At 48.5% G+C, this 19,318-nt stretch carries 18 protein-coding genes; 11 read left to right on the forward strand and 7 right to left on the reverse strand.

The window, feature by feature from the left end; genetic code table 11:
• Nucleotides 1-337: 337 nt before the first annotated feature.
• The 3 genes from DSM2777_RS09780 to DSM2777_RS09790 form a co-directional block, all read right to left on the reverse strand.
• A complete protein-coding gene (locus DSM2777_RS09780) occupies nucleotides 338-733 on the reverse strand; it encodes an MAPEG family protein (RefSeq protein ID WP_025801912.1) in 396 nt (131 codons plus the stop codon).
• 156 nt (nucleotides 734-889) lie between these two features.
• Nucleotides 890-1,708 (reverse strand): DUF72 domain-containing protein, encoded by an 819-nt coding sequence (locus tag DSM2777_RS09785; RefSeq protein WP_046458147.1) that lies wholly within the window; start codon nucleotides 1,706-1,708, stop codon nucleotides 890-892.
• Between the two features lie 115 nt (nucleotides 1,709-1,823).
• A complete protein-coding gene (locus tag DSM2777_RS09790; protein WP_061553843.1) occupies nucleotides 1,824-2,930 on the reverse strand; it encodes an SDR family oxidoreductase in 1,107 nt (368 codons plus the stop codon).
• Between the two features lie 791 nt (nucleotides 2,931-3,721).
• Here DSM2777_RS09790 and DSM2777_RS09795 point away from each other — a divergent pair.
• From DSM2777_RS09795 to ruvB, 7 genes are all read left to right on the forward strand, one after another.
• Nucleotides 3,722-3,925 carry an FmdB family zinc ribbon protein gene (locus tag DSM2777_RS09795; RefSeq protein ID WP_040045114.1) on the forward strand — a complete coding sequence of 68 codons (204 nt, stop codon included), beginning with the start codon at nucleotides 3,722-3,724 and terminating at the stop codon, nucleotides 3,923-3,925.
• A gap of 105 nt (nucleotides 3,926-4,030) precedes the next feature.
• The gene (gene aspS / locus DSM2777_RS09800; protein WP_046457722.1) at nucleotides 4,031-5,821 is read left to right on the forward strand and encodes an aspartate--tRNA ligase; all 1,791 of its coding nucleotides are present in this window, start codon (nucleotides 4,031-4,033) and stop codon (nucleotides 5,819-5,821) included.
• Nucleotides 5,821-6,255, forward strand: coding sequence for a dihydroneopterin triphosphate diphosphatase (gene nudB, locus DSM2777_RS09805; protein WP_025801922.1), 435 nt, complete (start codon nucleotides 5,821-5,823; stop codon nucleotides 6,253-6,255). The genes aspS and nudB overlap by 1 nt, the downstream gene beginning before the upstream one ends.
• A 119-nt stretch (nucleotides 6,256-6,374) precedes the next feature.
• Nucleotides 6,375-7,121, forward strand: a complete 747-nt coding sequence (locus DSM2777_RS09810; RefSeq protein ID WP_025801924.1) for a YebC/PmpR family DNA-binding transcriptional regulator — start codon at nucleotides 6,375-6,377, stop codon at nucleotides 7,119-7,121.
• Nucleotides 7,118-7,639: a crossover junction endodeoxyribonuclease RuvC gene (gene ruvC / locus DSM2777_RS09815; protein ID WP_025801926.1), complete on the forward strand. Its 522-nt coding sequence runs from the start codon at nucleotides 7,118-7,120 to the stop codon at nucleotides 7,637-7,639. The genes DSM2777_RS09810 and ruvC overlap by 4 nt, the downstream gene beginning before the upstream one ends.
• Before the next feature lie 101 nt (nucleotides 7,640-7,740).
• A complete protein-coding gene (gene ruvA, locus DSM2777_RS09820) occupies nucleotides 7,741-8,355 on the forward strand; it encodes a Holliday junction branch migration protein RuvA (protein WP_025801928.1) in 615 nt (204 codons plus the stop codon).
• A gap of 22 nt (nucleotides 8,356-8,377) precedes the next feature.
• Complete coding sequence (ruvB, locus tag DSM2777_RS09825; protein WP_061553844.1) at nucleotides 8,378-9,382, forward strand: Holliday junction branch migration DNA helicase RuvB; 1,005 nt, start codon at nucleotides 8,378-8,380, stop codon at nucleotides 9,380-9,382.
• Between the two features lie 89 nt (nucleotides 9,383-9,471).
• Here the strand turns inward: ruvB and znuB are convergent, their stop codons facing one another.
• Nucleotides 9,472-10,257, reverse strand: a complete 786-nt coding sequence (znuB, locus tag DSM2777_RS09830; RefSeq protein WP_046450198.1) for a zinc ABC transporter permease subunit ZnuB — start codon at nucleotides 10,255-10,257, stop codon at nucleotides 9,472-9,474.
• Nucleotides 10,254-11,039 carry a zinc ABC transporter ATP-binding protein ZnuC gene (gene znuC / locus DSM2777_RS09835; RefSeq protein ID WP_061553845.1) on the reverse strand — a complete coding sequence of 262 codons (786 nt, stop codon included), beginning with the start codon at nucleotides 11,037-11,039 and terminating at the stop codon, nucleotides 10,254-10,256. Before znuC ends, znuB begins: the two co-directional genes overlap by 4 nt.
• Before the next feature lie 73 nt (nucleotides 11,040-11,112).
• Between znuC and znuA the strand changes: the two genes are divergently transcribed.
• The 3 genes from znuA (at nucleotide 11,113) to lpxM (ending at nucleotide 14,590) form a co-directional block, all read left to right on the forward strand.
• Nucleotides 11,113-12,123, forward strand: coding sequence for a zinc ABC transporter substrate-binding protein ZnuA (znuA, locus tag DSM2777_RS09840; RefSeq protein ID WP_061555372.1), 1,011 nt, complete (start codon nucleotides 11,113-11,115; stop codon nucleotides 12,121-12,123).
• 13 nt (nucleotides 12,124-12,136) lie between these two features.
• A complete protein-coding gene (gene mepM / locus DSM2777_RS09845; protein WP_061553846.1) occupies nucleotides 12,137-13,462 on the forward strand; it encodes a murein DD-endopeptidase MepM in 1,326 nt (441 codons plus the stop codon).
• A gap of 165 nt (nucleotides 13,463-13,627) precedes the next feature.
• Nucleotides 13,628-14,590, forward strand: coding sequence for a lauroyl-Kdo(2)-lipid IV(A) myristoyltransferase (gene lpxM / locus DSM2777_RS09850; protein ID WP_046457719.1), 963 nt, complete (start codon nucleotides 13,628-13,630; stop codon nucleotides 14,588-14,590).
• Nucleotides 14,591-14,673: 83 nt separating this feature from the next.
• Here the strand turns inward: lpxM and pyk are convergent, their stop codons facing one another.
• Nucleotides 14,674-16,116, reverse strand: coding sequence for a pyruvate kinase (pyk, locus tag DSM2777_RS09855; protein ID WP_061553847.1), 1,443 nt, complete (start codon nucleotides 16,114-16,116; stop codon nucleotides 14,674-14,676).
• A 312-nt stretch (nucleotides 16,117-16,428) separates the two neighbouring features.
• On the reverse strand, nucleotides 16,429-17,298 hold the full coding sequence (locus DSM2777_RS09860) for a MurR/RpiR family transcriptional regulator (protein WP_025801944.1): 870 nt from the start codon (nucleotides 17,296-17,298) through the stop codon (nucleotides 16,429-16,431).
• Between the two features lie 476 nt (nucleotides 17,299-17,774).
• On the opposite strand from DSM2777_RS09860, the gene zwf reads away from it, so the two are divergent.
• Nucleotides 17,775-19,250, forward strand: a complete 1,476-nt coding sequence (zwf, locus tag DSM2777_RS09865; protein WP_061553848.1) for a glucose-6-phosphate dehydrogenase — start codon at nucleotides 17,775-17,777, stop codon at nucleotides 19,248-19,250.
• Nucleotides 19,251-19,318 lie beyond the last annotated feature (68 nt).

Raw genomic sequence — 19,318 nt, forward strand, 5'->3', positions numbered from 1 at the left:
GCTAAAAATAAAAAACCTCGCGGGTATGCGAGGTTTTTTATTTTGTGACTACGGCTGGTGACCGCTGTGCACGTTAGTATTCTTCAACTACACAAATGTAAGGCGGCAGGGCGGCCAAGTCAATTTAATGCCGCTTAAAACAAACTTAATAAATTTTACTATAAATACTGGTTTTATATACAGCATCTGGGCATGTAATCATTTCTGTTTGGCAAAGTTCATGGTTGCTGCGTTGCAACTGCTTGAAACAGCATTGAGGTTTATTAGCTGATTTGGGTCGCATCTAAGGAGGAGAGGGAACTCTCCTCCTTTAACAAAAACAGGCTACTGAGACGCCTTAATCTAAGGTAAACATCTGATCCCACGGCAGATAAAATAGATTGGCAATCACCATCAGTACCAGAGAGATATAGGTCGCACTCATACCCGAGCGACGCCAACGAATTTCACGGTGACGTAAACCGTAGGAGTGCATTAGTCGACCTGCGATAAGCAAAATTCCGCATACGTGGATCATCCAAATCAGCGAGCCGTTCATCTCCATCATCACCAGCAATATCGCTGCAATAGGAATGTATTCAACGGCATTGCCATGTACGCGGATTGCGGTTTGTAGCTCATAAAAACCGCCGTCACCGTAGGCAACACGATACTGCATACGCAGTTTAACAACGTTCAAAGATAGCTTGATCAACAACAGTGCGCCGAGCACGACATAAAGCGCGCTTACCATTTTTAGCTCCATTGCCCAATAATTTACCTACGAATGAATAATAGCGGGCCCAAAGAGCATTGTCCTCAGGAAATATCGTTGTAAGTAAAATAGTTAGCTCGTTAAAGCATCAGTCAGTTTGGGGTTGTGATGCAGGTATTGAAAATTCGCGGCCGATCAAAACATATCTGCTTGCAAAGGCCAATCGGGTTGAGGCGGTAAATTTCGGATGTATTTGGCAAGAAGTGGCCAAAGCGCCCGTGCCTGCTGTGGTGCATCGGTGCAGTCAGGTGTGTGAATGAAAAGGTAGGGCGTATTGGTACTACTCCATTCCGCTAATTTATTTCCCCATTGATCCAACCAGCGACGATTGTCATCTAGCACATCGCCTCCGACAAAACGGATAAGCGGGTTTTCAGCCGTTAAAACAGCATGTACGGGAAGTTTTGGTTTCTTTTGCTGTGCATCACGAACTGCCGAAGTATGCGGAACGGCATGATGAACGGGTCTGCTATCTAACATCACTCGGTTTATTTTCCGCTCATAAAGTCCACGGTTAAGCGCACGTTCAGCGTCGCCTTTAGCAAAGAAGTCGGTGTGGCGAACTTCAACGCCGTAAGTGAACTCGGTTGGCAGCGAGTCTAAAAATTGCCATAGGCGGGGTAAATGCTGTGGCGAAAATGCAGCAGGAAGCTGTAACCAAATCTGCCCAATACGCGAATGAACAGGAGATAGGCTGCTAAAGAAATCCTGCAAATGGTCGTCACAGTGGGTTAGCGCAGCTTGATGGCTGATTGCCGATGGAAATTTGAAGCAAAATCGAAAATTATCATCAGTCATATCGCGCCAGCGTCGTGACAGTTCCTGCTTAGGCAGCGCGTAAAACGTGGTGTTGCCTTCAACACAGTTGAAATACTGGCTGTAATCTGCAAGATCCGTGAGCCCGATTTTATGCCAAGCTGCATGTTGCCATTGTGGCAGACCGATATACATCATGATGTTGATCATTCTCTAGAACAAGAACTGAAAAATATAACATAAAATGAATATTAGCGAGCTAGGCAAATACGTAGATAGGCTTAATTATATAAACCTATCTACTGTGTGTGTATTATTTAAAATCTACGACCATTTGCTCAGGTATTGATTGATTTGCCGTGGTGGCGACGCACTTCGCGACATAATCGGTAAATCGTGGCGGTGCAGATATTCCAAGCTGGAGTAATTTTTCATTAGAAAAACGAACGTTAAGAATAGAAAACTCACCATAGAGACGCATTGCACGCAGCATAAGTCGCTCATTACACTGCCCAAAAATGCCCTTGAAACTTTTTCTAGATTTAACTAATTCAATATATTCCACTTGCTCATAAGAGAGTTTTACGGGTTTTGTTTCTGTTGCTTGAGCAATTGCACGGTCTATTTCACCGAAGGACACACTGCCTGCTTCTCCCGCGGAAATATGGAATATTCTTTCATTCATATTCTCTTTTTGTAAGAGCAGAAGAAGGGCGTCGGCGCAATAATCAACGGGTATAACATCAATTTTGTCATCCATTGAGCACATGAACTTGCCCAACATTAACGCCATGCGGAATACCCAGAATATGCTGGTGGACGGTTTACACCCTTGTTCGCTGTGGCCAACAATAATGGAAGGCCTTGCAATTACCAGAGGTAAATCAGGGCACTCTGTCAGCATACGGTTCTCGATAACAGATTTTGAATAGGTGTACTGAACCAGATGTTCGTTTTCATCTTTTAACGTCAGGCTTTCGGTGACGACAGAGTCCGCCTCTGGCACACATGACATCGCTGTTCCGACATGCACGAATCGCTGAAGTTTCGCGTGTTTAGACATGTGAGTGGCAAACTTTAATGTGCCTTCAACGTTCACTTTCCAAATGAGAGGATTTTCGCCAAACGAAGCAATAGCAGCGCTATTAATAACATGGGTGATATTATGTAATCTTTTATCGTGAATAAAACCATCGGGGTCAGAAAGATCGCCGATGAGAATACTATCACTCGTAAGTTTTTCTAATGTTTTTTCAGAACAACCAAAATTAACCAGATTCTTTTTTATCCTAGCTAAAGCATTTTGTGAATTATCTGAGCGCACTAAAAGAAGAATAGATACGGGGTTGTCATCAAGCAATACCTTTGCAAGTACGGCGCCGCCTAAAAAACCCGTTGCCCCAGTAATAAGTAGATTCATTTTTTCATTTCCAATGCTAGATAAGATATTCGAGAGTATTTTATTCCTGAATGGTTAAACGATTAGTAAATAAAAAAGGGAGTCATTGCTATTTATGCTGGGTTTTATTTATTCGAATTAATTTTTTATACGTTTTTCAGGCTATAAAAATAGAAATAGTTTATTTGTATTTGTTACTTACAAAATAACTTCGTGTTTTTTGGTTTTTAACATGTCTATTTAATCTTGGTTGAACTCTCTGTCGGATTGAATCGGCAGGCACACTCAGCGTCTATCGATAAATTCACTATTTTGATTTTGAGATCTACCGATGATGTATGTGGTGATGGGATCTGCGAATGCTATTCTATCTCAATGACGCCATGTGGCTGGTCTTGCTGCGAGTTTGCTTAGCGAATGAAAGTTTATTGTACTTATTTGATTCTTATCAAATCGTAGACATCCATCATGGCGCAAAAATGGGAACTCGTTCACTAGCAGTATGTAGAAATAGCCAGTAAAACGATGGTGGTGCAACAGGGTTTTAGCTCAAAGATAACGCGAACTAAGCCCATTAAACGTAACGGGATGTGGCAACGACTCGGTAGCGATGTTCTGTAATTCGTTAATTTAAAAAGAAAATGCATTGTATCAATAAGTTAACAAATAGTACTGCATTGAGCGCAGAGAATATAAACTGTTTTGATAAGGTGGTGAGAATCCGCGCAAAGTGCGCGTCTGCTCTTATCGCAGCGGCGAATTTCCTTTATAATAGCCGCCTTTTTTCATCGAACATGTAATCTATCACTGCTATGCCGATCTACGAATACGCTTGTAGCGAATGCAATCATCAGTTAGAGAAATTGCAAAAAATGGCCGATGCGCCGTTGGTTGATTGTCCGGCGTGCGGCAGACCGACGCTGAAAAAACGCGTTTCTGCTGCGGGTTTCCAGCTAAAGGGAACCGGATGGTATGCCACTGACTTCAAACCGAAGTCAGGAAAATCAGAGAATTAGCACGACTCGAGTTTAAAATTATAGGGCTGCACAGGCAGCACCCATCTGGGCTCATGCTCGGATGTGGCATCGGTGAAGTACATAAGAAAGCCAAAGGATATCGTTATGCGTACTAATTATTGCGGGCAGTTGAATTTGTCCCATGAGGGTCAGGAAGTCACGCTTTGCGGTTGGGTACATCGCCGCCGCGATCTGGGTGGTTTAATCTTCATCGATCTGCGTGACCGTGAAGGCGTGGTACAGGTATTCTTCGATCCTGATCATAAAGAAGCGTTCCAGCAAGCTTCAGAGCTGCGTAACGAGTTCTGCGTGCAAATCACGGGTACCGTTCGTGCGCGTCCAGATAGCCAAAAAAATAAAGACATGTCCACCGGTGAAGTGGAAGTGTTTGGTCATGCTCTGACAATCATTAACCGTTCAGAACCACTGCCGTTAGACTTCAACCAGACTAACAGCGAAGAAAACCGCCTGAAGTATCGTTATCTTGACCTGCGTCGCCCTGAGATGGCACAGCGTCTGAAAACGCGTGCGCGCATTACTGCGTTTGTGCGTCGTTTCATGGATAACCACGGTTTCCTTGATATCGAAACGCCGATGCTGACCAAGGCAACGCCTGAAGGTGCTCGCGATTATCTGGTACCAAGCCGCGTGCATAAAGGCAAATTCTATGCGCTGCCGCAGTCTCCACAGCTGTTCAAACAGTTGCTGATGATGTCTGGCTTTGACCGTTATTATCAGATTGTTAAGTGCTTCCGCGATGAAGACCTGCGCGCTGACCGCCAGCCTGAATTCACCCAGATCGATGTGGAAACTTCTTTCATGAGCGCAGAACAAGTGCGTGAAGTGATGGAAGAACTCGCACGTTCTCTGTGGCAGGAAATCAAAGGCGTCGATCTGGGCAAATTCCCTGTTATGACGTTTGCTGAAGCGATGCGTCGCTATGGCTCCGACAAACCAGACCTGCGTAACCCGCTGGAGCTGGTTGACGTTGCTGATTTGGTTAAGGACGTTGATTTTAAAGTCTTCTCCGGCCCAGCTAACGATCCTAAAGGTCGCGTCATTGCATTACGTGTACCGGGTGGCGCACACCTGACGCGTAAAATCATTGATGAATACGGCCAGTTTGTCGGCATCTATGGCGCTAAAGGTTTGGCATGGATGAAGGTCAATGACCGTGCCGCAGGAATGGAAGGGGTTCAAAGCCCAATTGCTAAATTCCTGAATGCTGAAGTTTTAGAATCTATTCTGGAACGTACCGGTGCACAAAACGAAGACATTCTGTTCTTCGGCGCAGATACCAGCAAGATCGCCACCGATGCCATGGGCGCGCTGCGTCTGAAAGTGGGTCGTGAGCTGAAAATCACCAATGAAAACAGCTGGGCACCGCTGTGGGTTGTTGATTTCCCAATGTTTGAAGACGATGGAGAAGGCGGTTTGGCTGCGATGCACCATCCGTTTACCGCGCCTCGCGATATCTCTCCAGCAGAGCTGAAAGCACATCCAGTTGGCGCTATTGCTAACGCATATGACATGGTCATGAACGGCTATGAAGTGGGCGGTGGTTCTGTGCGTATTCATAACGGTGAAATGCAGGAAACCGTATTCGGTATTCTGGGTATTACCGAACAGGAACAACGCGACAAGTTTGGCTTCCTGCTGGACGCGCTGAAATATGGTACGCCTCCACATGCAGGTCTGGCATTTGGTCTGGATCGTCTGGTGATGTTGTTAACCGGTACCGATAATATCCGTGATGTTATCGCATTCCCTAAAACAACGGCTGCGGCTGACCCGCTGACCGATGCGCCAAGCTTTGCAAACCCTGCATCGCTGCAGGAACTCTCTATCTCTGTGGTTGCCAAAAAAGGCAGCGCAGACGACGCAGAGAAAGCCTAATGGCATATAAGCGTCCTGAGTCGATTCTGGTGGTCATTTATGCCCGCCAGAGTGGTCGGGTGCTGATGTTACAGCGGCGCGACGATCCTGATTTCTGGCAGTCGGTTACCGGCAGTTTAGAAGAGGGTGAATCTGCGCCGCACGCCGCACAGCGTGAAGTAAAGGAAGAAGTCGGTATTGATATTTCAGGTGAAAGCCTGTCATTGATGGACTGTCAGCACTGTGTGGAGTTTGAGTTATTTGCGCATTTGCGCCATCGCTATGCACCCGGTGTAACTCGCAATTTGGAGCACTGGTTCTGTTTGGCGCTGCCGTCAGAGAGAGAGATCCCACTAACGGAACATCTGGCTTATCAATGGCTAGACGTTGAGCAGGCTGCCCAGCTCACCAAATCGTGGAGCAACCGGCAGGCGATTGAAGAACTCGTTCATTGATTAAGTGCCTGTGTGGCAAACCGCGTTAAGCCAATAAGCTTGGCGGTTTGTCACTATTCATCCTAACAGGCGTAAAGTTTGTCATTTTTAAAGCCCTACGGCTTTTACCGGAGAAACATATGGCAGGTCATAGTAAGTGGGCCAACACGAAACACCGTAAAGCTGCGCAGGATTCTAAGCGCGGTAAAATCTTCACCAAAATTATTCGCGAGCTGGTTACCGCTGCGAAATTAGGTGGTGGTGATCCGGGTGCGAACCCACGTCTGCGCGCAGCAATTGATAAAGCGCTGTCTAACAACATGACCCGCGATACGTTGAACCGTGCAATCGCGCGTGGTGTTGGCGGTGATGATGATACCAATATGGAAACCATCATCTATGAAGGTTACGGTCCTGGCGGTTCTGCGATTATGGTGGAATGTCTGAGTGACAACCGTAACCGTACCGTGGCTGAAGTGCGTCATGCCTTCACTAAAACCGGCGGTAACTTAGGCACTGACGGTTCTGTTTCTTATCTGTTCGCCAAAAAAGGCGTGATTTCTTACGCACCGGGCTTAGATGAAGATACCGTGATGGATGCCGCGCTGGAAGCTGGTGCTGATGACGTTGTCACCTATGACGATGGCGCTATCGACGTGTTCACTCCGTGGGAAACCTTCGGTGAAGTGAAAGATGCGTTAGATGCTGCCGGTCTGGTTGCCGAGTCTGCTGAAGTTTCTATGATCCCTTCTACTAAGGCAGAAATGGACGAAGAAACCGCACCGAAACTGATGCGCCTGATCGACATGCTGGAAGACTGTGATGACGTGCAGGAAGTTTATCACAACGGTGAAGTTTCCGACGAGGTTGCGGCTACTCTGGAATGAGTATCATCCTCGGGATTGACCCCGGCTCGCGGATCACAGGCTATGGCGTGATCCGCCAAGTGGGGCGAAAGCTCGAATATCTCGGCAGCGGGTGCATCCGCACCTCTGTCGATGATTTACCTACACGTCTCAAGCTGGTGTATGCCGGCGTCAGCGAAATCATTGCTCAGTTCCAGCCCGATATTTTTGCCATTGAACAGGTCTTTATGGCTAAAAATGCCGATTCAGCCTTAAAGCTGGGTCAGGCTCGCGGCGCTGCTATTGTGGCCGCGGTGAACGTCGATTTGCCAGTGTTTGAATATGCGGCACGACAAATCAAGCAAACCGTAGTGGGAACGGGGGCGGCCGAGAAATCGCAGGTTCAGCATATGGTGCGTTCTCTGCTGAAGTTGTCGGCGAGCCCGCAGGCTGATGCCGCCGATGCGCTGGCAGTGGCAATCACGCATTGTCATGTAAGCCAAAATGCGTTGAGAGCCAGCCCAACGCGCTTGAACTTAGCGCGCGGGCGTTTAAAGTAAATTAGGTATCGAACTCAATGGGCTGGATATTCATCCAGCCTTTTTTATGGTATAAGCTGTAAGCCATAATGAAAGAGTTAACATTTTAAGAGGAATTGCGCGTGATAGGTCGTCTCAGAGGTATTGTTCTGGAAAAACAGCCGCCGGAAGTGCTGCTGGAAGCCAACGGTGTAGGTTATGAAGTCCATATGCCGATGACCTGTTTTTATGAACTGCCTGATGTTGGTCAGGAAGCCATTATTTTCACCCATTTTGTGGTGCGTGAAGATGCGCAGTTGCTGTACGGATTTAATAACAAACAAGAGCGCGCATTGTTCCGCGAGCTGATTAAAGTCAATGGCGTTGGGCCAAAACTGGCGTTGGCCATTTTATCCGGCATGTCAGCTCAGCAGTTTGTTACCGCTATCGAACGTGAAGAAGTTAGCACGCTGGTGAAATTACCCGGCGTAGGTAAGAAAACGGCGGAGCGTCTAGTGGTTGAAATGAAGGATCGCTTTAAAGGCTTAACCGGCGACCTGTTTAATAACCACAGTGAGCTGCCAATGCCGGAAGCGAAGAAACCGGCCGCTGAAATTGATGCTGAAGGTGAAGCCGTTGCAGCGCTGATTGCGCTGGGCTATAAACCGCAAGAAGCGAGCCGGATGATCAGCAAAATTGCCAAACCAGATGCTGATAGCGAAACATTAATTCGTGATGCACTGCGCGCGGCGCTGTGATCGCCAGTGAGGTAAATGAAGGATGATTGAAGCTGACCGTCTGATTACTGCGGAAGTGCAAAGCGAAGAAGAAATTATCGATCGCGCTATCCGCCCCAAAAGCCTATCAGAATACGTTGGGCAACCACAGGTGCGTGGTCAGATGGAGATTTTCATCAAAGCGGCCAAACTGCGCGGCGATGCGCTCGATCACCTGTTGATCTTCGGCCCTCCAGGGTTGGGGAAAACTACCTTGGCCAATATTGTCGCCAATGAGATGGGCGTGAATTTGCGCACAACCTCTGGCCCCGTGTTAGAAAAAGCGGGCGATTTAGCCGCTATGCTAACGAACCTCGAGCCTCATGATGTTTTGTTTATCGATGAGATCCACCGTTTGTCTCCGGTGGTTGAGGAGATTTTGTATCCAGCGATGGAGGATTATCAGCTTGATATCATGATCGGCGAAGGGCCCGCGGCACGTTCCATTAAGATTGATCTACCTCCTTTCACGCTGGTGGGGGCAACGACGCGAGCCGGTTCGTTAACCCCTCCGTTACGCGACCGATTTGGTATTGTGCAGCGCTTGGAGTTTTATCAGGTTGCTGATTTGCAACACATCGTTGGCCGCAGCGCACAATGCCTTGGTTTATCTTTGACGGAAGAGGGCGCGCATGAAGTGGCGCGCCGCTCCCGCGGTACGCCGCGTATTGCTAACCGTTTATTACGCCGTGTAAGGGATTACGCCGAAGTTTGCGCCGATGGCAATATTAATGGTGACGTGGCAACGCAGGCGCTAAATATGCTGGACGTTGATGCCGAAGGCTTCGACTACATGGATAGAAAGCTGCTGCTGGCGGTCATTGATAAGTTCATGGGCGGGCCAGTAGGGCTCGATAACCTTGCCGCGGCTATTGGTGAAGAGCGTGAAACTATTGAGGACGTGTTGGAACCCTACCTCATTCAGCAGGGCTTCTTGCAGCGCACGCCGCGTGGTCGTATGGCGACCAATCATGCCTATAAACATTTTGGTCTGACCCGAGAAGAATAGCCCCTTTTAAAGCACAGTTTCTTGCGTCGAAAAAAAAGCCCGAGCACATTAAATGTCTCGGGCTTTTTTATACCTGCAACGTTAACGTTCTACACGCTCTGTTTTTTACTCAGGCTGAGAATGAACATTGCGGTTGCGCACAGCACCACCGACGGCCCGGCAGGCGTATCGTAGAAAGCAGAAAACGTGAGGCCACCGGTTACGGCTAAAATACCGATGATGACGGCGATACCGGCCATTTGTTCCGGCGTGCGTGAGAAGCGGCGCGCCGTGGCGGCAGGGATAATCAGCAGTGAGGTGATGATTAGTGCACCTACGAATTTCATGGCTAAACCGATGGTTAGCGCGGTGACTAGCATCAATATCATGCGCACACGTTCGAGGTTAACGCCGTCTACGTGGGCAAGCTCAGGGCTAATCGTTACCGAAAGCAGTGGCCGCCATTGCCACCATAAAATACCCAGTACGACGGCAACACCGATGGCAATCATAATAATGTCGTCATAGGTGACTGATAGCAGGTCGCCGAACAAATACGCCATCAAATCCACACGCACGTTTGACATTAAAGCGACCACCACTAGCCCCAACGACAGCGCACTGTGGGCCATGATACCGAGCAGGGTGTCTACGCCGAGCGTCGGGCGTCGTTCCAGCCATACAAGGCCAATGGCCAGCAGTAATGTAACGACGATAACGGCAAAGAAAGGATTCACGTTCAACAGTAGGCCAAAAGCAACGCCTAGCAGGGATGCGTGTGCCAACGTATCGCCAAAATATGACATACGGCGCCATACGACAAATGATCCCAGTGGGCCAGCGGTTAGCGCCAGCAATGCGCCTGCGATCCAGCCGGGGAGAAGTAACTCAATCATTGCGGCTGGCTCCCATTACTTTTCAACACAATTTTTCCCTGTAGATCGTGACGATGATTATGGTGATGGCGATAAATCGCGAGCTGTTCTGCACCACGGTTACCAAACATCGCGATAAATTCAGGATGCATCGAAACCACCTCTGGCGTGCCTGAACAGCAGATATGTTGGTTTAGGCACAACACTTCGTCCGTTTTTGCCATCACTAAATGTAAATCGTGCGACACCATCAGCACTGAGCAATTGAGCTCTTGTCTGAGCTGGTTGATTAAATCGTACAGCGCCAACTGCCCGTTAACGTCAACGCCAGCGGTAGGTTCATCCAGTACCAACAAATCAGGCTTATTGAGCAACGCGCGCGCTAGCAGGACTCGCTGATTTTCACCGCCAGAGAGTTTTTGCATCGGCTGATTGAGCAGATGAGCCGCATGAACACGCTTCAATGCTGGCAATACATCCTCTTTTCTTACGCCGGGACGCAAGCGCATGAATCGGCTGACAGTTAACGGCAGCGTTGCATCGAGGTGCAGTTTTTGCGGTACATAGCCAATGGTGAGCTTTTCTGCGGTGGTGATTGTGCCCGACGTGGGTTTAATCAATCCAAGTACTACGCGAACCAGCGTAGACTTTCCGGCACCATTAGGCCCCAGCAGCGTCAGAATGCGTCCGGGTTTGAGATCGAGAGATATGTGAGAAAGCACATTGCGAGCACCAAAGCTCACCATGATGTCTTTCAGCGATACCAAACTATTATTGTTTTGAACTGTATTTTGACTCGACATGTTTTTGCATATTGCAGAATGGATGAAATGCTATAATATAACGATCACCCAAATTGAAGAAGAGAATTTTGACATGATACACAAAAAAGCCTGGTTTAAGCGCACTATTATTGCTGCTGCACTAGTAACAAGCGCCGGGATCAGCTGCGCACAGGCTGCGGTATTAACCTCAATCCGACCTTTAGGATTCATCGCTTCGGCAATTGCTGATGGTGTTACGACAACGGAAGTTTTGCTTCCAGATGGCGCATCACCGCATGATTATGCACTTAAGCCATCCGACATCAAACGTTTGCGTGAAGCCGACCTCGTTGTGTGGGTAGGGCCAGAAATGGAGGCTTTCCTGACAAAACCGGTTCAACAGCTCGAAAATAACAAGAATCTGATGCTGACAGGGCTGCCAGCCATTCACAGCCTACTTATGGCCGGTGATGATGATGACGATCATGACCATAAAGCGCATGCGTCAGAAAGCAATGTAGAAAAATCCGAAAAATCAGATACACATAATGTTACAAATGGCGCTGAGACTGGTTCAGAAGAGCATCATGACCATGACCACGGGCAATATAATCTGCATATTTGGCTCTCTCCAGCCATCGCAAAACAGATAGCGATAGCGATACACGACAAATTATTGTTACAAAGCCCACAAAACAAAGACAAACTGGATGTCAACCTACGTAAATTCGAGGAACAACTAGAGCAGACAGAAAAAAATGTTGGTATGATGCTGCGGCCTGTGCAAGGTAAAGGGTATTTTGTTTTTCATGATGCCTATGGTTACTTCGAGAAAACCTTTGGTCTGACTCCTTTAGGTCACTTCACGGTCAATCCCGAGATTCAGCCTGGCGCACAGCGTTTACATCAAATTCGAACACAGTTGGTTGAGCAGAAAGCCGTTTGCGTTTTCGCTGAGCCACAGTTCAGGCCAGCAGTAATCTCAGCGGTTGCGCAGGGGACAAAAGTCCGCCAGGGTACCTTAGATCCCTTGGGTAGCGCGATCGCACTGGGTGCTGATAGTTACATGAGGTTCTTAACTCAGCTATCGCAACAGTATTCAAGCTGCCTGAACGGAGATTAAGAGGAATATCCGAGTGCAGCAGATAGCGCGATCTATCGCCCTAGCGTATAACAACTTGCCCCGACCACATCGGGTTATGCTAGGGTCACTGACCGTCATCACGTTGGCCGTCTCTATTTGGCGGCCATTCGTTTACCAACCGAATATCGATAGCGACAGCGCTTCTGCCAAAATTATCCCATTGGATAATAAACAGTTGCGAACGCTTGTTCCTGAGGCCAGTGAGCCACTGGATCAACCCGCCCCGGAAGATGAAGTTCCTACCGACGAATTAGACGACAAAGCCGATAACGATTCGGGTACCCATGATTACGTGGTTTCTACCGGTGATACGCTTGGCAGCATTTTGACCCAGTTTGGCATTGATATGTCAGAGGTGTCCGCACTCGCTAAGCAAAATCCCGCCCTGCGTAACCTCAAAATTGGCCAAACGCTGTCATGGGTCGTCAATGATGCAGGCGAACTGCAACAGCTGACTTGGGAAGTGAATCGTCGCGAAACTCGCACTTATAATCTGGTGAACGGTAACTTTAAAGAAGCCGTTGAGTCTCAGCAGGGCGAGTGGAAAAATAAAGTTGTTACTGGAACACTGAACGGAAGCTTTGTGAACAGCGCACGTGCTGCCGGCCTGAGCCGTTCAGAAGTGAATGCGGTGATCAAAGCGTTACAGTGGCAGATGGATTTCCGTAAATTGCAGAAGGGCGATCAATTTTCCGTTCTGATGTCGCGTGAAGAGCTCAATGGCCGCAGTGAGCAAAGCCAACTACTGGGCGTAAGAATGCGCTCTGGTGGTAAAGATTATTACGCCGTGCGCGCAGATGATGGCAAATTCTACGATCGTCAGGGCAGCGGTTTGGCGAAAGGCTTTATGCGTTTCCCAACCACCAAACAATTCCGCGTATCGTCTAACTTTAATCCGCGCCGCGTGAATCCGGTCACGGGTCGAGTGGCTCCGCACAAAGGCGTAGATTTCGCGATGCCGGTGGGAACACCTGTATTAGCCGTTGGTGATGGCGAAGTGGTTATCGCTAAACGCAGCGGTGCCGCAGGCAACTACGTGGTTATTCGCCATGGGCGTCAATATACGACACGCTTTATGCACCTGAAAAAAATTCTGGTTAAGCCGGGGCAAAAAGTAAAACGTGGCGACCGCATCGCGCTGTCGGGCAATACTGGACGCTCTACAGGGCCGCATCTGCATTATGAATTCTGGTTGAACAATCAGGCAGTGAATCCACTGACGGCTCAGCTTCCTCGCTCGGATGGATTGTCTGGTAAAGATCGCCGCGAGTATTTAGCTCAGGTGCGTCAGGTTGTTCCGCAACTCCAGCTAGATTAAGATTAGGTATCGTTTATAACAGCCGGCTATAACCGGCTGTTTTTCTTTGTGCTATTTATTAATGCGCAAATTTTTATCGGTTGTTCTATGTCCAAGACTTATATCAAGCTGTATTGAAGCCACTTGGGTATATAATTAACTGATATTTTAATAAAGAGCTTTTGTATGGAAAAAGAACAACGGTCAAACGTGGAGTTTATCCCGCGGTTTGAAAAAAGCTTCCTACTGCCTAAATACTGGGGGGCGTGGGTAGGCGTTGGGACTATGGTCGCGATGGCCTATTTGCCGGTGCGTCTGAGAGATCCTATTCTTGCGGCCGTTGGGCGCTGGGCAGGGAAACTCGCCGGCGGGGCACGACGTCGTGCAAGAATTAATTTGTTGTACTGCTTTCCAGAATTAACCGACGCTCAGCGTGAAGACATTATTGACCGAATGTTTGAGCGCGCTGGGCAGTCTATGTTTTTAATGGCCGAACTGACGCTGCGCGATCCGCAACGCGTGCTAAAGCGCACTCGCTGGCATGGCATGGAGCATATCGAAGCCCTGCGTGAAAGTGGTAAGAATGCCATCTTTTTAGTGCCACACGGTTGGGCCGTTGATATCCCAGCAATGTTGCTGGCTGCACAAGGTCAGCCTATGGCCGCAATGTTCCATAATCAAAAGAATAAGATGGTGGACTGGCTGTGGAATACCTGCCGTCGGCGTTTTGGCGGGCGTATGCACGCTCGCGACGACGGCATTAAGCCTTTCATCAGCTCGGTGCGTCATGGCTACTGGGGCTATTATCTGCCAGACCAAGATCATGGTGCGGAACACAGCGAGTTTGTCGATTTCTTCGCGACGTATAAAGCTACGCTGCCTGCGATTGGTCGTTTGATGAAGCTTTGCCGTGCTCAGGTTATTCCGCTTTTCCCGGTATATGACGGCAAAACAAGCATGTTGGATATCTATATCCGTCCACCGATGGATGATATCGCTGATATGAATGAGCACGATATGGCTCGCCGCATGAACGAAGAAGTTGAGTTACTGATGGGACCACACCCAGAGCAATATACGTGGATCCTGAAGCTGCTTAAAACCCGCAAGCCGGGCGAGCTTGAGCCTTATAAGCGAAAAGACCTATAGGTTTCGCTTAAGCTTTCAGAGCTGATGCCAAAGAAAAGGGGCGCAATTGAATTGCGCCCCTTTGTTATTTCTATTATTTCACTTTATTCAACGCGTAGGATTCGGCTGGTATTGGTGCTGCCGATGGTTCCCATCACGTCACCTTGGGTCACGATAACGAGATCGCCAGAAACCAAGAAGCCTTTATCACGCAGCAGATTTGCAGCATGCTGAGCCGCAGCCACACCGTCGCTGGTGCTATCGAAGTAAACCGGCGTTACGCCGCGATACAGCGCTGTCAGGTTCAAGGTGCGCTCGCGATGAGACATGGCAAAGATTGGCAAGCCAGAACTGATACGAGACATCATCAGCGCCGTGCGGCCTGATTCGGTCATGGCGATGATTGCGGTAACGCCTTTCAGATGGTTAGCCGCGTACATGCTAGACATCGCAATGGCTTCTTCGATATTGTCGAACTGCACATCTAAACGGTGCTTAGAAACGTTAATGCTTGGGATTTTTTCAGCACCCAAGCATACGCGAGCCATGGCAGCCACCGTTTCCGCAGGATATTGCCCAGCCGCTGTTTCAGCTGACAGCATCACGGCATCGGTGCCATCCAGCACGGCGTTCGCCACGTCCATGACCTCAGCGCGTGTCGGCATTGGGTTAGTGATCATCGACTCCATCATTTGAGTTGCGGTAATCACGGAGCGGTTTAACTTGCGTGCGCGGCGGATCAGCTGTTTCTGAATACCGACAAGCTCAGGATCGCCAATTTCGACGCCGAGGTCGCCACGAGCAACCATCACGACGTCGGAGGCTAAGATGATGTCATCCATCGCTTCTTCGCTGCATACCGCTTCGGCACGTTCAACTTTAGCCACGATCTTGGCATCACAACCGGCATCGCGTGCAAGGCGGCGCGCGTAGTTAATGTCTTCGCCGGTGCGAGGGAAAGAAACCGCCAAATAATCGACAGAAATTTTCGCCGCAGTCGCGATATCTGCAATATCTTTTTCAGTTAAAGCTTCGGCAGACAAGCCGCCGCCTAATTTGTTGATCCCTTTATTATTGGAAAGAGGGCCACCGACAGTTACTTCGGTAAACACTTTGCTGCCTTTAACTTCCAGGACTTTGAGCTGCACGCGACCATCGTCGAGCAGCAGAATGTCGCCCGGCACCACGTCTTCTGGCAGGCGCTTGTAGTCGATGCCGACTTTCTCTTTATCGCCTTCATCGGTGGTGAGATCGGCGTCGAGTAGGAATTTGTCACCGATGTTAAGGAATACTTTGCCTTCTTTGAAGGTTGATACGCGGATTTTCGGGCCTTGCAGGTCTCCGAGGATGGCAACATGTCGTCCTAGTTTTGCTGCAATTTCACGGACTTTATTGGCACGAGCAAGATGATCTTCAGCTGTACCATGAGAGAAATTGAGACGCACGACGTTAGCACCAGCAGAAATAATCTTCTCTAGATTATTATCGCGGTCGGTTGCTGGGCCTAAGGTGGTAACGATCTTGGTTCTTCTGAGCCGTCTGGACATGTGTAACTCCGTTGACATGTGAAGCATTGGTGTTGGTGCCAATACAACGAACAGGCAGTTGATTACGCATCCACGTAACCCGATTATTTCTTAAGCTGGCGTGGTTGCTCACCTGCAGCAGCGACGTTCTTACGCTTAAAAAGCACTGGGTAGATCAACTCATCAAGCCTGCTCGCATGAAACCGCAAAAGAAAGCATGCGGTTGATAAATACCCGTCTCTTCATTATCTAGCAGAAAATGACAGGTTGTTTTTATGTTTTGGTGCCTGATCGACGTTAAACGTGTACTTTATATCTTAGCCTTTCACCGATTTAATCAAAATGGTGGGGCAGTGCCAGTCCCTTATCAAAGCGCGATTCCTTCAACGCTTCTTTGACTCGCTTCAAGTTATCTCTGAATTTTGCGCCTCTACGCAGGGTAAAGCCAGTTGCCAGCGCATCAATCAGCGTCAATTGAGCAATTCTCGATACCATTGGCATGTAAACATCGGTGTCTTCTGGCACATCCAGAATTAAAGGTAGCGTCGCTTCCAGCGCAAGCGGTGTGTCGCGGGAGGTAATGGCAATCACCGTAGCGTCGTTTTCGCGCGCCAAATGTGCCATTTCGACCAAGCTTTTGGTTCGCCCTGTGTGAGAGATGAGAACCACAACATCGCCTTCGTTCGAATTCATGCAGCTCATTCTTTGCATTACGATGTCATCAAAATAAACCACAGGAATGTTAAACCGGAAGAATTTGTTCATGGCATCATGAGCCACAGCTGCGGATGCACCTAGACCAAAGAAAGAAATTTTCTTGGCCTGAGTGAGTAGATCAACGGCGCGATTAACCGCAGCCATATCAAGGTTATTCTTGGCCATTTCAAGGCTGGCCATCGCAGATTCGAATATTTTGCTGGTATAAGCATCAACGCTGTCAGTCTCTTCGACGTTTCGATTGACATACGGCGTCCCATTAGCAAGGCTCTGTGCTAGATGAAGTTTAAAATCGGGGAAGCCTTTGGTTTCTAAACGACGACAAAAACGGTTTACCGTGGGCTCACTGACATCAGCCATTTTCGCCAGCGTCGCAATGCTAGAGTGAATTGCGGTCTGCGGTGCAGCCAAGATAACCTCGGCAACTTTGCGCTCGGATTTACTGAGTTGGTCCAGGTTGGCCTGAATTTTGTCCAGCGTATTCATATACACATTCACTCATGGATTGTATGCCCGTCATCTTTCAAACTGCAGGTGTGTTGGCTACTTTGTGCGCCCGAACCCCTTACTCCGGTAAGCTCATTGGGTGTTTTTCACTCGCCGCTTTCCTGCATTTTGACATCTATTGAGCAAAACGATTTCAAAGAAAGGAGAAATCTATGATTGTTTGATGAAAATATACTACGAGCCACAACTGCTTTGCAGCGAGATGATGCCGCTTCGTGGGCTTTTTTTACCAGAGTATGACGTGTGTCTAACTTTCGATATGGTAATATTAGTTCAGTTTTGACAGAAAATTACATAATGTATCTGTCATTACGCGGTCTGCGGCGGGGTCAACGAAAATTTCACACCATTTATGTTTAAATTTTCGGCAAAAAAGCATGTTTACTGGCTATAGTCAAAAATAGTACATTAATTATGTAATAAAATTACAAGCATCCTGCAACGAGGAGATGAACATGGCGGTTACGTCAACAGCACAGGCCTGTGACCTGGTCATTTTCGGCGCCAAGGGCGATTTAGCCCGCCGTAAACTGCTGCCTTCCCTGTACCAATTAGAAAAAGCCGGTCATATCCATCCGGACACTCGTATCATCGGCGTAGGTCGCGCTGATTGGGATAAAGACGCCTACACTAAGGTCGTTCGTGAAGCACTGGACACCTTCTTGAAGGAAAAGGTTGATGAAGAACTGTGGGCGACGCTCAGTGCGCGTCTCGATTTCTGTAACCTTGACGTCAATGACACTCAGCATTTCAAAAATCTGGCAAAAATGCTGGATCAGAAGAAACGCGTCACCATCAACTACTTTGCTATGCCACCAAGCACTTTCGGCGCAATCTGCCAAGGTTTGGGTGCATCCGGTCTGAATAAAGATCCAAGCCGCATCGTGATGGAAAAACCTCTCGGTACCGATTTGGAATCCTCACGCGCCATCAATAATCAGGTGGCTGAATTCTTCGATGAGTCACAGGTTTACCGTATTGACCACTATTTGGGCAAAGAAACGGTGCTTAATCTGCTGGCGCTGCGCTTTGCTAACTCCCTGTTTGCGAATAACTGGGACAACAGCATGATCGACAGCGTGCAAATCACCGTCGCTGAAGAAGTGGGCATTGAAGGTCGCTGGGGCTACTTTGATAAAGCTGGCCAGATGCGCGACATGATTCAAAACCATCTGTTGCAAATTTTGACCATGATTGCCATGTCACCGCCGGCGGATCTTTCTACCGACCGCATCCGTGATGAAAAAGTCAAAGTGTTGCGTTCACTACGTCGTATTAACCATTCCAACGTGCGTGATACCACGGTGCGTGGCCAATACACCGCAGGCTTTGTGCAAGGCAAAAAAGTACCAGGATATCTGGAGGAGGAAGGGGCGAACAAAACCAGTAACACGGAAACCTTCGTCTCGATTCGCGTTGATATCGATAACTGGCGCTGGACTGGCGTTCCGTTCTATCTACGTACCGGTAAACGTCTGCCATCAAAATGTTCTGAAGTAGTTATTTACTTTAAGAACCCGCCGCTCAACCTGTTCAGCGACTCTTACCAAGAGCTGCCGCAGAACAAACTGACGATCCGCTTACAGCCTGATGAAGGCGTACAGATTGACATCCTGAACAAGGTGCCAGGTCTGGAACATAAGCATCGTTTGCAAACCACTAAACTGGATCTGAGCTTCTCCGATACTTTCCATCAAGAGCATTTGGCGGATGCCTATGAGCGTTTGCTGTTGGAAACCATGCGTGGGATCCAAGCACTGTTCGTGCGTCGCGATGAAGTAGAAGAAGCATGGAAGTGGGTCGACTCCATTATGGAAGCGTGGGCCGCTGATAATGAATCTCCTAAACCATACCAAGCCGGTACATGGGGCCCTGTCGCCTCAGTTGCGATGATCAGTCGCGACGGCCGTGCATGGAATGAATTCGAATAACGTCACCGCGTTATTTGATCGCAAAGCATCACGGAGGGCATTCCCTCCGTGTGTTGAGATTCATACCC

The organism is Obesumbacterium proteus (genome assembly GCF_001586165.1).
Lineage (GTDB): Bacteria > Pseudomonadota > Gammaproteobacteria > Enterobacterales > Enterobacteriaceae > Hafnia > Hafnia protea.

Bases quoted from the DNA above. Each gene is read 5' to 3' on its own strand.
- DSM2777_RS09780 (WP_025801912.1), bottom strand. From the start codon at position 733: ATGGTAAGCGCGCTTTATGTCGTGCTCGGCGCACTGTTGTTGATCAAG.
- DSM2777_RS09785 (WP_046458147.1), bottom strand. From the start codon at position 1,708: ATGATGTATATCGGTCTGCCACAATGGCAACATGCAGCTTGGCATAAA.
- DSM2777_RS09790 (WP_061553843.1), bottom strand. From the start codon at position 2,930: ATGAATCTACTTATTACTGGGGCAACGGGTTTTTTAGGCGGCGCCGTA.
- DSM2777_RS09795 (WP_040045114.1), top strand. From the start codon at position 3,722: ATGCCGATCTACGAATACGCTTGTAGCGAATGCAATCATCAGTTAGAG.
- aspS (WP_046457722.1), top strand. From the start codon at position 4,031: ATGCGTACTAATTATTGCGGGCAGTTGAATTTGTCCCATGAGGGTCAG.
- nudB (WP_025801922.1), top strand. From the start codon at position 5,821: ATGGCATATAAGCGTCCTGAGTCGATTCTGGTGGTCATTTATGCCCGC.
- DSM2777_RS09810 (WP_025801924.1), top strand. From the start codon at position 6,375: ATGGCAGGTCATAGTAAGTGGGCCAACACGAAACACCGTAAAGCTGCG.
- ruvC (WP_025801926.1), top strand. From the start codon at position 7,118: ATGAGTATCATCCTCGGGATTGACCCCGGCTCGCGGATCACAGGCTAT.
- ruvB (WP_061553844.1), top strand. From the start codon at position 8,378: ATGATTGAAGCTGACCGTCTGATTACTGCGGAAGTGCAAAGCGAAGAA.
- znuB (WP_046450198.1), bottom strand. From the start codon at position 10,257: ATGATTGAGTTACTTCTCCCCGGCTGGATCGCAGGCGCATTGCTGGCG.
- znuC (WP_061553845.1), bottom strand. From the start codon at position 11,039: ATGTCGAGTCAAAATACAGTTCAAAACAATAATAGTTTGGTATCGCTG.
- znuA (WP_061555372.1), top strand. From the start codon at position 11,113: ATGATACACAAAAAAGCCTGGTTTAAGCGCACTATTATTGCTGCTGCA.
- lpxM (WP_046457719.1), top strand. From the start codon at position 13,628: ATGGAAAAAGAACAACGGTCAAACGTGGAGTTTATCCCGCGGTTTGAA.
- pyk (WP_061553847.1), bottom strand. From the start codon at position 16,116: ATGTCCAGACGGCTCAGAAGAACCAAGATCGTTACCACCTTAGGCCCA.
- DSM2777_RS09860 (WP_025801944.1), bottom strand. From the start codon at position 17,298: ATGAATACGCTGGACAAAATTCAGGCCAACCTGGACCAACTCAGTAAA.
- zwf (WP_061553848.1), top strand. From the start codon at position 17,775: ATGGCGGTTACGTCAACAGCACAGGCCTGTGACCTGGTCATTTTCGGC.